This window comes from Lutibacter oceani (genome assembly GCF_003384935.1).
Classification (GTDB): domain Bacteria; phylum Bacteroidota; class Bacteroidia; order Flavobacteriales; family Flavobacteriaceae; genus Lutibacter; species Lutibacter oceani.
In genome coordinates this window covers 138,356-150,909 of sequence record NZ_QTTQ01000012.1, presented here as the reverse complement: position 1 = coordinate 150,909, position 12,554 = coordinate 138,356, and the positions used below count along the sequence as shown (strand labels likewise).

General features: G+C 28.7%; 11 protein-coding genes. 3 read left to right on the top strand and 8 right to left on the bottom strand.

Annotated features, from left to right (window positions below):
• Positions 1–21 precede the first annotated feature (21 nt).
• Positions 22–396 (top strand): HEPN domain-containing protein, encoded by a 375-nt coding sequence (locus tag BX611_RS13560; RefSeq protein WP_115882232.1) that lies wholly within the window; start codon positions 22–24, stop codon positions 394–396.
• Positions 397–459: 63 nt separating this feature from the next.
• The gene (locus tag BX611_RS13555) at positions 460–1,635 is read left to right on the top strand and encodes a GlmU family protein (RefSeq protein WP_115882230.1); all 1,176 of its coding nucleotides are present in this window, start codon (positions 460–462) and stop codon (positions 1,633–1,635) included.
• Between the two features lie 36 nt (positions 1,636–1,671).
• Here BX611_RS13555 and BX611_RS13550 read toward each other — a convergent pair whose 3' ends face one another.
• From BX611_RS13550 to BX611_RS13530, 5 genes are all read right to left on the bottom strand, one after another.
• Positions 1,672–3,942 (bottom strand): M1 family metallopeptidase, encoded by a 2,271-nt coding sequence (locus BX611_RS13550; protein ID WP_115882228.1) that lies wholly within the window; start codon positions 3,940–3,942, stop codon positions 1,672–1,674.
• 54 nt (positions 3,943–3,996) lie between these two features.
• Positions 3,997–6,264, bottom strand: coding sequence for a M1 family metallopeptidase (locus BX611_RS13545; RefSeq protein ID WP_115882226.1), 2,268 nt, complete (start codon positions 6,262–6,264; stop codon positions 3,997–3,999).
• Positions 6,265–6,327: 63 nt separating this feature from the next.
• A complete protein-coding gene (locus BX611_RS13540) occupies positions 6,328–6,825 on the bottom strand; it encodes a DUF6702 family protein (RefSeq protein WP_115882224.1) in 498 nt (165 codons plus the stop codon).
• Between the two features lie 69 nt (positions 6,826–6,894).
• Positions 6,895–7,662: a peptidase associated/transthyretin-like domain-containing protein gene (locus BX611_RS13535; RefSeq protein ID WP_115882222.1), complete on the bottom strand. Its 768-nt coding sequence runs from the start codon at positions 7,660–7,662 to the stop codon at positions 6,895–6,897.
• The gene (locus tag BX611_RS13530) at positions 7,652–8,434 is read right to left on the bottom strand and encodes a peptidase associated/transthyretin-like domain-containing protein (RefSeq protein ID WP_115882220.1); all 783 of its coding nucleotides are present in this window, start codon (positions 8,432–8,434) and stop codon (positions 7,652–7,654) included. Before BX611_RS13530 ends, BX611_RS13535 begins: the two co-directional genes overlap by 11 nt.
• Positions 8,435–8,536: 102 nt before the next feature.
• Here BX611_RS13530 and pepE point away from each other — a divergent pair, with 102 nt between their 5' ends.
• Complete coding sequence (gene pepE, locus BX611_RS13525; RefSeq protein ID WP_115882218.1) at positions 8,537–9,244, top strand: dipeptidase PepE; 708 nt, start codon at positions 8,537–8,539, stop codon at positions 9,242–9,244.
• On the opposite strand, the gene BX611_RS13520 is transcribed toward pepE, so the two are convergent.
• Genes BX611_RS13520 through BX611_RS13510 form a run of 3 tightly spaced genes read right to left on the bottom strand, consistent with a single transcriptional unit; the run spans position 9,236 to position 12,553 of the window.
• A complete protein-coding gene (locus BX611_RS13520; RefSeq protein ID WP_115882216.1) occupies positions 9,236–9,946 on the bottom strand; it encodes a DUF4369 domain-containing protein in 711 nt (236 codons plus the stop codon). The genes pepE and BX611_RS13520 overlap by 9 nt on opposite strands.
• A 16-nt stretch (positions 9,947–9,962) precedes the next feature.
• The gene (gene ribB, locus BX611_RS13515) at positions 9,963–11,105 is read right to left on the bottom strand and encodes a 3,4-dihydroxy-2-butanone-4-phosphate synthase (RefSeq protein WP_115882214.1); all 1,143 of its coding nucleotides are present in this window, start codon (positions 11,103–11,105) and stop codon (positions 9,963–9,965) included.
• Between the two features lie 2 nt (positions 11,106–11,107).
• The gene (locus tag BX611_RS13510; protein WP_115882212.1) at positions 11,108–12,553 is read right to left on the bottom strand and encodes an LptF/LptG family permease; all 1,446 of its coding nucleotides are present in this window, start codon (positions 12,551–12,553) and stop codon (positions 11,108–11,110) included.
• Between the last annotated feature and the right edge of the window lies 1 nt (position 12,554).

The window sequence follows — 12,554 nt, the reverse complement described above, 5'->3', positions numbered from 1 at the left end:
AATCTTTTAAAAATTATTAAAATGAAATCAAGATCAGAAGCTTTTTTTATGGAAGCTACAAAAAATTTACAATTAGCAAAAAAAGAATTGTTTAAGCCTTCTGAAGATATTGTAACGTATTCAATTTGTAAAAATTCACAATTTGCAATTGAAAACTTTCTTAAAGGGTTTTTAACTAAAAATGGAGCGATAATAGAAAAAAATGAAACAATTTCAACATTATATAACAAATGTTTAGCTATTGATGAAAATTTTAAAAACATTGAAATGAATGCTATTGGCTGTAAAAATCACGCCATAGATTCACGTTACTGTTCTGAAATTAATTCAGTTAGTGCCTGTTTTGATACAGCTGATAATGTTGATACATACTTAAGAAAAATTAAGGTTTTATAGAATTATTTTTTTTCATTTGAGAAAAAATAAAACTTACTGTACATTTGTCTAAACTATATAAAAATGAATTATATTTTATTTGACGGTTCAGTACGTAATGCATTATTGCCTTTTACCTACACAAAACCCGTGGCAGATTTACGAGTTGGAATTCTTACAATTCGTGAAAAATGGGAAAAACATCTTGGTTTTACAACAACTACCCTTACCGAAGAATATTTAGAAGAAAAATATCCTATGGTTGAAATGGAGCGAAATATAATGATAAATGCTTCTTTTTTACCAACTCCTAAATTGATTGAAATTATAACAAATTTAAAAGAAAATCAGGCAGTTTTTAAAAATGATGAAGTAATTGCTTTTTTTACAACAGAAGCTCAAGATGAAGTTAATTTTGAAGAATATGATCAAATTGAATTTGATACTGAATTGCTACAAATAAAAAATACTTGGGATTTATTTTCATTAAACGAAAAAGCTATAAAAGCTGATTTCGATTTTATAACAGAAGGAAGAAAATCGCAACCAATACCAAAAGGAGTTAACTATTTAAATAAAGATGATATTTTTATTGAAGAAGGAGCCGAAATCCTTTTTTCAACATTAAATGCAAGTACAGGGCCTATTTATGTTGGAAAAGATGCCATAATTATGGAAGGTAGTTTAATAAGAGGTCCATTTAGTTTGGGAAGTGATTCCGCAGTAAAAATGGGGTCAAAAATATATGGAGCAACAACTATTGGCCCAAATTGCACAGTAGGAGGTGAGGTTAAAAATAGTATTTTAATGAGCTTTTCTAATAAAGGTCATGAAGGTTATTTAGGAAATTCAGTTCTAGGTGAATGGTGTAATATTGGAGCAGATTCAAACAATTCAAACCTTAAAAATAATTATGCACAAGTAAGGTTATGGAGTTATGAAACTGAAGGTTTTGCTAAAACAGGATTACAATTTTGTGGTTTAATAATGGGAGATCATTCTAAGTGTGCAATAAATACAATGTTTAATACAGGTACCGTTGTTGGAGTGAGCGCTAATATTTATGGAAGTAATTTTCCACGAAATTTTATTCCTTCATTTAGCTGGGGAGGTGCAGCAGGATTTTCTATTTATCAAATAAATAAGGCTATTGAAACCGCTTCTTTAGTGTTAGAACGTAAGGGTTTAGAGTTTAATGAGCAAGAAAAAAGAATTTTACAGCATGTATTTGAAATGACTGAAAAGTATAGAAATTTTTAATAAAAAAATCCCATTATTAATAATGGGATTTTTTTATTAACCTTTAATTTGGTTTTTCTTAAAATTATCGAATTTAGTTTCAGTAGTTTTAGGCCAGCTGTTATTACTTAAATCAACATCAGCCGTTTCTTGATCAGGATCAATTGTAATTTTATTAATGGCTTTTGTTGAAGGGAAAACTTTGGTTACTTCTGCATCATTTTTTCTCCAAATTTGAGCTGGATATTGTTTGCGTTCTTTAGTACCGTCTTCATATTCAAACTCTACAATTATAGGCATTACTAAATCTCCGGGCTTTTCAAATTTTAACTCGTAAAAATATTTAGGAGCTTCCATTCCAGATTTTTCTTCTGGTGAAAAATTTTGATCAATATACTCTGTTAATAGGCTGTAATCTTCAGCTTTTTTTCCTTTTAAATCTTCAGTAAATTCTTCACTATCTTCTGACACTAAAAATAATGATGGAGGAATTTGATCTTTTTCAATTCCATAGCGTTTATAAACCTTTATTGCTTGTTCTGTTGGTTTATCAGTTATATGATATTTTTTAACTTCTTTTATGCCAATATCATTATTTCCAGTTGTGTAAAACCAACCTCTCCAAAACCAGTCTAAATCCATTGCAGATGCATCTTCCATAGTTCTAAAAAAGTCGGCAGGAGTAGGGTGTTTAAATGCCCATCGTTTAGAGTAAGTTCTAAAAGCATGGTCAAATAATTCAGGACCCATAATTGTATTTCGCAATATCCATAGACCGGTAGCTGGTTTAGCGTATGCGTTATTTCCAAATTCATACAAATCATCGCCTTTAGCCATAATTGGAGCTAATTTTGATTGATCTCCTTTCATATAACCAACAATATTTTTTGGTAAACCTCTATTTAATGGATAGCCTTCTTCATAATCCATCATTGCCAACATTTGTACAAAAGAATTTAATCCTTCATCCATCCAAGTCCACTGGCGCTCATCTGAATTTATAATCATTGGAAAAAAGTTGTGTCCAACTTCATGAATTGTAACACCAATCATACGGTATTTTGTGCGGTCATTATAGGTGCCATCAGGATTTGGTCTTCCAGGATTAAAACAAATTTGTGGATATTCCATACCCATTTGTCCATCAACCGAAATTGCTTTATGGTAAGGGTAGTCAATTGTATGCCTGGAATAAGTTATTAAAGTTTGTGCAACTGCCCTTGTAGAATGGTCTCCATATAAAGGATTTGCTTCTTTTGAATAATAAGAATAGGCCATTACAGTTCTACCATTTATATCAACAGCCATTGCATCCCAAATAAATTTTCTTGAAGTTGCAAACGCATAATCTCTAACATTTTCAGCAAAAAACTTCCAAGTTTTTGTTTTTTTAGACTTGTCTTGTTCAGCGTTTATAGCTTCATCTTGAGTAACAATTAGTACCGGATTGTCAAAAGTTTTTCTAGCTTCTGCTAATCTTTTTTGTTGCATTTTGGTTAATACTTCTTGTTCATTTTTAAGAACTCCTGTAGCTCCTAAAATATGATCATCAGGTGTTGTTATATTAACTTCATAATCACCAAATTCTAAAGCAAATTCACTTCGTCCCCAAAATTGGTCATTTTGCCAACCTTCAACATTATCGTATACACATAACCTTGGAAAAAACTGAGCAATTACATAGCTGTTATTATCATCTGCAGGAAAATGCTCAAAACCAGATCTTCCTCCTTGTGTTATATGATTATTAATATTGTACCACCATTTTATTTTAAATGAATGTGACTCTCCAGTAGCTAATGGTTTATCTAAATTTAAACGCATCATTGTTTGATTGATTAGATATGAGGCGTCACTTCCATCCATATTTTTTACATATTCAATTTTAAATCCTCCATCAAATTTATCTTCAATAAATGTTTTTGAAAATTGTGAAGGAGAATACAATGTATTTAAACCGCTTGATTCAACTTCTGGAGATTTAGAATTTGCAGCTCTTTTATTTTGATCTAATTGAAGCCATAAATATTCTAATTTATCTGTAGAATTATTGTGATATGTAATTGTTTCTTCACCATAGATTCGTTCATTTTCATCATCTAAAATAATATCCATTTTATAGTCAACTTTCTGCTGCGTATACTCGTAACCTGGTGCTCCGGATGCTGTATGCTGACTGTCAGGTGTAGGTAATTCTTCATGAAGTTGTTTGAATTTACTTACATTATAATGCCCTTTTTGTTTTACTGTTTTTTGTTCAACTTCTTGAGCAAAAAAGGAAGTGGATACTATTACTGATGATAGAATTAGTAAAAATATTTTTTTCATTATTGAGATGTATAATATTATAAAAAAAGCCACTCATTAAGAGTGGCTAATATATTAACCTTTAATTTGGTTTTTCTTAAAATTATCGAATTTAGTTTCAGTAGTTTTAGGCCAGCTGTTATTACTTAAATCAACATCAGCTGTTTCTTGATCAGGATCAATTGTAATTTTATTAATGGCTTTTGTTGAAGGGAAAACTTTGGTTACTTCTGCATCATTTTTTCTCCAAATTTGAGCTGGATATTGTTTGCGTTCTTTAGTACCGTCTTCATATTCAAACTCTACAATTATAGGCATTACTAGATCTCCAGGCTTTTCAAATTTTAACTCGTAAAAATATTTAGGAGCTTCCATTCCAGATTTTTCTTCTGGTGAAAAATTTTGATCAATATACTCTGTTAACAGGCTGTAATCTTCAGCTTTTTTTCCTTTTAAATCTTCAGTAAATTCTTCACTATCTTCTGATACTAAAAATAATGATGGAGGAATTTGATCTTTTTCAATTCCATAACGTTTATAAACCTTTATTGCTTGTTCTGTTGGTTTATCAGTTATATGATATTTTTTAACTTCTTTTATGCCAATATCATTATTTCCAGTTGTGTAAAACCAACCTCTCCAAAACCAGTCTAAATCCATTGCAGATGCATCTTCCATAGAGCGGAAAAAATCAGCAGGAGTAGGGTGTTTAAATGCCCAGCGTTTAGAATAAGTTCTAAAAGCATGGTCAAATAATTCAGGACCCATAATAGTTTGTCTCAAAATAAATAATCCTGCAGCAGGTTTTCCGTAGGCATTTGATCCAAAATTAAACACATTGTCTCCTTGAGACATAATAGGAGCTAATCTGTTTTGATCTCCTTTCATGTAACCAACCATGTTTTTTGGGTATTTAGAGGTAGGAAAAAGTTCGGGATCATATTCATATTCAGCTAAAATTTCAACAAATGAATTAATTCCTTCATCCATCCAAGTCCATTGCCTTTCATCAGAATTCACAATCATCGGGAAAAAGTTGTGTCCTACTTCATGCGTAATAACACCAATCATTCCTTTTTTAGTTCTTTCACTAAATTTCCCATTTCTATCGGCTCTACCAAAGTTAAAACAGATCATAGGATATTCCATTCCCATTTGTACATTAATTGATGAAGCTTGAGGGTATGGATAATCAAATGTATGTTTAGAGTATACTTTTAAAGTGTTGGCTACAACTCTTGTAGAATGTTCTTCCCAAAGCTCTTTACCTTCTTCTGGATATAAAGAGTAAGCCATTACAGTTTTGTTATTAAGTTTTACAGCCATAGCATCCCACATATATCTGCGTGAAGTAGCAAAGGCAAAATCACGTACGTTTTCTGCATGTAATTTCCAGGTTTTTGTTCCTTTTTCTTTTCCTTTACCTGCTTCTGCTGCTTCTTCAGGTGTAACTATAAAAATAGGATTTTCATAAGAACTTTGTGCTTCCTGATATCTTTTATATTGGTTTTTTGTAAGTACATCTTTCGGATTTTGTATAACACCTGTACCGTTAAGAATAAAATCTTTTGGGGTGGTTATTGAGACTTCAAAATCTCCAAATTCTAAAGCAAACTCACTAGAACCCCAAAATTGCATATTTTGCCAACCTTCAACATTGTTATAAACTGCTAAACGAGGGTAAAACTGTGCAATTGCATATGCTGTGTTTCCATCTTCAAATATTTCAAAACCTGATCTTCCCCTGTCTTCAATGTAATTATTTATGTTATACCACCATTTTATGTTAAAAACAAATGTTTCTCCAGGTGCTATTGCTTTTGGTAAATCAACACGCATCATTGTGTTATTTATCATATAATCAATATCTTTTCCATTCACATCTTTTAAATGCTCAATTTTAAAACCGCCATCAAAAGGTTTTCCCATGAAATTTTTTGTAAATAAAGAAGGGGAATAAAGTGCCCTTGGACCACCGCCATTTATGTCTTTTGTTTGAGCGTCCGCAGCGCGCATATTTTGGTCTAATTGTATCCATAAATATTCTAAATGATCTTTAGAATTGTTATGATATGTTATTATTTCATCACCGCTTATTCTATGATTCTCATCATCTAAAACAATGTTCATTTTATAGTCAACTTTCTGCTGCGTATATTCATATCCCGGAGCACCAGAAGCTGTATGTTGTTTATTTGGAGTTGGTAATTCTTCTTGTAGTTGTTTAAATTTACTTATGTTGTAATGTGCCTTTTGGCTTTCTTTTTCTTGCTCAACTTCCTGTGCAAAAAATGTAGAGGAAATCATTACTAAAGTTAGTAATGTTAGAAATATTTTTTTCATATAAGTTAGGATTGAATTTAGGTAACGAAAATAAATAAATTTAACATTAAAGTTTTAATTTTATTAAAACTTTAACAAAGCTTTATAAGTTTTTTTGTCTAAATAGAATGTTTTGTTTTTTTTGTTTGCACTTATCTTAATTATATTTTGCTGGTCTTCAAAATCTCTAATTAAACAAGTATTTATTACTTCTATTGAATGAAGCTTAGCTATATCTACAATTTCTAAATAAAAACGTACAATATCGTCATCATACTCTTTCCCAATATACTTATATGGTATAAGTTTGTTGTTAATTGTTAGCTTAAAATGGTTATTTAAATAAGTTTTAAAATATTCATCTATTTTTTGTGCTTCATTTTTTGTAGCAATATTAAGTGTTGTGTTATTGTCTTTATTTAGAGTAAATTCTATATCATCAATAAACATCCCCAAAGTAATTTGAATAGATTTTTTTTCTTCAATAAAATCTATTTCACATAAACTAATATAATATTTATGAATAGTAAATGCTACTAAGGGAATTAGTAGGAATAAGAATACGTATTTTTTTGATTTCATTGGTTAAAAATATTAAAAGGCTAAGAAACAAAAAGCATTCCAAAATAGTATAAATAAATTTTAGAAAACTCAATTGTTTTTTAGTTTATTATAATTAATGCTTTGTTTAACTAAAAAATTTTTGATAGTAATTTCATCACTTAAAATGTATGTTTTTAATCCATTATCCTGACAATAATCTAAAAATAAATAAACTTGATTTTGAGGAATTTTTAAATCTTCAATAAAAAAATCATATTTATATTTTGTTATTAATTTTTCAGGAAATTCATTTATAAGTCTTCTAGTATTATCTTTTTGTGTTTTTTTATCTCTTCTTTTTTTTCTTAAGTTTTTTGTTATCAATTTAAAAATTGAAATGAAATTTACACCTGAATTCCCATAAGTTGGATCTGTTAAACGTCTGCTATTTGGCGCTTTTTTATACGTATTTTGTGAGTTATCTAAAACAATTCCCTTTTGCATATCAATTTTGCCAAAATTTAACCTTATTTTGGATGATAAAGTTATTTCATCTAATTCATTATTACGCTCCTCTAAATAAACAATCAGCGTTTTATTAATAATATGTGTATCTGTAATTTTAATTATTCTGTTTTTATAATTTATTGAAGAAAAGAGAATTGAATCTCCAAGTGCTGTATAAATAGTAAATGCTCCTTTTGAATTACTTGAAGCACCTAAGTTTTGAGTTTTATTAATAATATTTATATTTTCCAGAAAAATTGAATCGTTTCTTACAATTCCATTAAGCTTTATAGTTGTTTCTTGAGCATAATTATTTATACTTAAAAAAAGGAGTAGAAATGAAGACAGTATTAGATATTTATTTTTCAATTTTATTATATTTTGTACTTTCTTCTTTTAAAATTTCAATTACTTCTAGTACATTATTTGCGTAATATTTTTCTAAAATATCTCTGTATTCGCAGTAACTAATAAAGTTATAAATTTTTTCTTCTAGAATTTTTAAATCGTTTGTAAAAAAATCTAATCCTAATTCTTTTTTCAGTTGATAAGGGAAATTTTTCTTTTTTTTAAGCTCTTTTTTTAAAGCCCTTTCTTTTTCTAATTGTTTATTATATGCGCTACCTTGTCCGCCTCCTCTAAGGTATAATGGGTTTGTAAAGGTTTCGGCATTTACATTACTTAAATACCCAAATTCATCTCCGGGTAATTTTTTCTTTAAATCACTTAATTTAAAAACAAAATTAGCTTTTGGAATGGTATCTTCTGGGGTATTTTTACTATCTAAATCTAGACTTCCGGTTAAACCATGAAGAAAAACTTCATCCAAATCATTAACAAGTAAAACTAAAATTATATTTAAAAATTTATTTTTTAAATGGTCTTTTGAGATTGTAATTTTTAAATTTTGATATTGAATTGAAGAAAAAAACAGTACATCATTTTCTTTTACTAAAATTTCAAACTCACCATTTATATTACTAATGGTGCCATATCTATTATTTAAATTTATTACATGAACATCTCCAATAGTTTTGTTTTCACTACTAACAATACCCGTTATTGCAATTGAATTTTCCTGAGAAAAAGATTTCACAGCTATAAAAACAATAAGAGTTAAGTTAGTTAGTTTTAATTTCATTAAAACAAAGTACGTTATTGAGTTCTTAAAAAAGTATTAATGCTATTGTAAACTTATGTTAAAACAATGAAAAATAGTACATTTGATAAAACTTGATTTTTTATGAAGAAATTATTAATTGCAAGCACATCAACAGTTCATGGTAAAGGTTATTTAGAATATATTTTACCTGAATTATCTGAATTATTTAAAGGTGTTCATGAAATATTGTTTATCCCTTATGCAAGACCTGGTGGAAAATCTCACGATGAATATACTGAAATTGTAAAAAATGCTTTTGAAAAAATTAATATTAGAGTAAAAGGCATTCACGAATTTAAAAATCCAATTGATGCAGTTAATAATGCGAAGGGAATTTTTACTGGTGGTGGAAATACTTTTTTATTGATAAAACAATTGTACGATAATAAAGTAATATCAAGTATAAAAAATGTTGTTGAAAACGGGGTGCCTTATTTTGGAACAAGTGCTGGTAGTAATATTACGGGCTTAACAATTCAAAATACCAATGATATGCCAATTATTTATCCGCCAAGTTTTAATTCTTTCGGATTTATTAATTTTAATATTAACCCTCATTATTTAGATCCTGATCCAACATCAAAACATATGGGTGAAACTAGAGAAACACGTATTAATGAATTTCATACGTTAAATAAAATTCCGGTTTTAGGCTTAAGAGAGGGGAGTTGGTTGCAGGTTAAAGGAAGTAAGTTAACATTAAAAGGTCCTTTATTTGCAAGACTATTTCAGCAAGGAAAGCAACCAGTAGAATTAGCTCCAGAATCTGATTTAAGTTTTTTAATGTAGGTTTAAAATTAGCGCAATTATTTCTGCATCAGGAGATTTTTTTACATTTTCTGATAATGCTTTAAATGTATTTATAATTTTTAAAGTATCAATTTCTGTGTTTTTTAATTGATCTCTCAAAATCATAGCAGCTAAATAAGAATTGTTGTTTTTATTAATAAAATTATAACTGTATTCTATATATTCTTGCTCAATACTTTTCATCTGATTTCCAATTTCATTTAGTTTTTCAGCATTATTTTCTAACCTGTATTTTTGAAATTGAGGAAATAAATAATCAATTTTTTTAAATATTTTTTTTGATTTTAGTTGATATTCATTCCACTTTGAATTTAATTCAGAACCTTTAATTACTGGTGTGTCAATATTATTCGCGTCAATTTTAATTTCAATTGAACTGTTTTCAATAATTAAAATAACCGTTGCAGAGTATTCTTCAAAACTTAAGGCAAAACGCTCTGGGTATTCTACAAATCCATTAAAATTAAATTTGTTATTTAAAACGGTAGCAGAGTCTATAGCAAAAATTGAATTTTCAATAATTTTGTTTAGATATACTTTTTGTGGGTAAAAATTTTCTAAATTTCCTGTTAATGTAAAACTCTTGCCTTGAGTTAAATAAGTTTCTTTTTTTTGTGAAATTTCTTTTTTACAACCGAATATAAATAGTGTACAAATGCAAAAAATAATTAACTTTTTCATTGCATTGTGTTTAAATTTAATAGTTTACATATTCAATAATTTCAATACCATAACCTGTCATACCAACTCTTTTTCTAAAAGTTTCTGCATTAGAAAGTACTCTTAATTTTGTAATTCCAAGATCGTGTAAAATTTGAGCTCCTATCCCAAAATCTTTTTCATCCATTTTTAGGCTTGGAATATAAGGCTCGTTTTTTTCCTGACTTTCTTTTAAAATAGCCAATCGTGCAAGTAAATTGAATGATTGATTTTCCTGATTTATAAAAACAATGGCACCTTTGCCAGCTTGGTTTATGGCATCAAAAACACCTTTAAGTTTGTCATCAGGATTTTTAGTTAAAGTGCCTAAAATATCGTTATTTACCAGCGTTGAATTTACTTTAACCAAAATTTCTTCACCTAATTCCCAACTTCCTTTGGTTAAGGCCAAATGTACTTGGTTATTTGTAGTTTGTTTATAGGCTCTTAATCTGTAATCTCCAAAACGGGTATTTATTGTAAAATCTTCAGTTAATTCAATTAAAGAATCGTGTTGCATTCTGTATTCCACCAATTTTTCAATTGAAATAATCTTTAAATCATATTCTTTTGCAATTTCACTTAATTGTGGAAGACGCGCCATAGTACCATCTTCATTCATAATTTCAACAATAACTCCAGCAGGATTTAAGCCTGCTAAACGTGCCAAATCTATAATTGCTTCCGTATGTCCAGTTCTTCTTAATACGCCACCTTCACGTGCTTTTAATGGAAAAATATGTCCAGGTCTGCTTAAATCATGTGGTCTAGTTGCATTGTCTGTTAAAGATTTTACTGTAATAGCTCTATCATTAGCCGAAATACCAGTAGTAACTCCTTTTCCATGGTAATCTATGGAAACTGTAAAAGCAGTACCTAACGGATCGGTATTTAAACCAACCATTAAATCTAAATTAAGTTCTTTACATCTTTTTTCGGTAATAGGAGCACAAATTAGTCCACGACCTTTGGTAGCCATAAAATTGATCATTTCAGGAGTAACTTTATCAGCAGCAGCAACAAAATCGCCCTCATTTTCTCTGTTTTCATCATCTACAACTATTACAACTTTACCATCTTTTATGTCTTTAATGGCTTCTTTAATTGTGTTTAATTTTATGTTACTTGTTGAAATTTTCATTTTTAACTAATTGATTTTTTATTAAATCTATTAAAAAACTTTTTAAAATTATCTAATACATTATCTATATTAAATATTCCCATTCCTTGTGTTGCCCTACGTGTTAACAATATACCAAAAGGTAATAGTATAAGTGTAGATAGCCAACTACCTAACAGTGCCGAAATTGCACTTTCTTCAGATAAATTTTTACCGAATTGTGAAATGAAAAAATAAATCACAAAAATTGTAATTGCCATAATCATTGGTAATCCAAATCCACCTTTTCTGATTATAGACCCAAGTGGTGCTCCAATAAAAAACAACACTAAACAGGCCAATGCAAATGAAATACGATAACTAAATTCAAAATCGTATAAATTTAATAGTTTTCGCTTATTTTTAAATGGAAGTTTTTGATTTTTAACTCTATCAATGGCTCGTCTAACATTTTGTACAGCATCATTTAAAATAATTGTTTTATTATCAACATCAAAATTTTCTAAAATATCAGCATTTAAATTAGCATCAATTAAAGAATCGGGGTGCTTATATAAGTTTTTTGCCTTTACTATATCAAACAAATTATCTGAACGTTCTTCAATATACTTATCATATGCAATTTTTTCAACTTTTGAAATTGAATCTAATTGATTAACACTTAGCATACCATGGTGCTGTTTAATATCTTCTTTATCTAAATCGCTTTCATCATTAAATGAAGAAATATCAATATTTATGGTGTAAGTATCAAAGGTAGCAGCAGAAGCAGGCATTTTTTTCCTGTCGTTTAAAGACATAGATCTTTTTGAGTGTTCCTCGTAATAATTACCATTTTCGAGGGTTAAGGTCATATATTTACTCCCTTCTTCTGTTGAAATCTTACCCTTTTCAGCAGTAATAATTTTAACTTTGCCTTGTGATAAAGTTAAATCGGCAATTTGCACTTTTTTCAATAAGTTTTCTTCTTCGCCATATTTTTCATCAAATTTTATATTGAAACCAGGAATTTCTGTATTAAAAGCACCAGGAACCAATGCTAAAGCTGGTTTTTTCTTTTTCATGTTTAAATACAAATTCTTTTGTTTTAAAGTAGCCCAAGGATATACATTGTTTAAAAAAACAAAATTTAATGCACTTAAAAATAAGGTTAAAATTATTAAAGGTCTAATAACTCTTTTTAAAGAAATTCCTGCAGATTTGATTGCGGCAAACTCATAATTTTCAGATAAATTACCTAATGCCATTATGGATGAAAGTAAAATTCCAATTGGTAGCGCAGTAGGTGTTAGTATGAGTGATAAATATCCTAAAAATTTTAAAATAAAGAAAATATCAATTCCTTTACCTGCAATTTCATCAAAAGCAAGCCACAATGCTTGCATTACCAACACAAAAAGAACCACAAAAAATGTGGCTAATAAAGGCTGTAGAAAGCTTTTTAAAATGTATTTATCAAATATTTTCAAC

Coding starts and splice junctions, on each gene's coding strand:
- BX611_RS13560 (WP_115882232.1), top strand. CDS start 22: ATGAAATCAAGATCAGAAGCTTTTTTTATGGAAGCTACAAAAAATTTA.
- BX611_RS13555 (WP_115882230.1), top strand. CDS start 460: ATGAATTATATTTTATTTGACGGTTCAGTACGTAATGCATTATTGCCT.
- BX611_RS13550 (WP_115882228.1), bottom strand. CDS start 3,942: ATGAAAAAAATATTTTTACTAATTCTATCATCAGTAATAGTATCCACT.
- BX611_RS13545 (WP_115882226.1), bottom strand. CDS start 6,264: ATGAAAAAAATATTTCTAACATTACTAACTTTAGTAATGATTTCCTCT.
- BX611_RS13540 (WP_115882224.1), bottom strand. CDS start 6,825: ATGAAATCAAAAAAATACGTATTCTTATTCCTACTAATTCCCTTAGTA.
- BX611_RS13530 (WP_115882220.1), bottom strand. CDS start 8,434: ATGAAATTAAAACTAACTAACTTAACTCTTATTGTTTTTATAGCTGTG.
- pepE (WP_115882218.1), top strand. CDS start 8,537: ATGAAGAAATTATTAATTGCAAGCACATCAACAGTTCATGGTAAAGGT.
- BX611_RS13520 (WP_115882216.1), bottom strand. CDS start 9,946: ATGAAAAAGTTAATTATTTTTTGCATTTGTACACTATTTATATTCGGT.
- ribB (WP_115882214.1), bottom strand. CDS start 11,105: ATGAAAATTTCAACAAGTAACATAAAATTAAACACAATTAAAGAAGCC.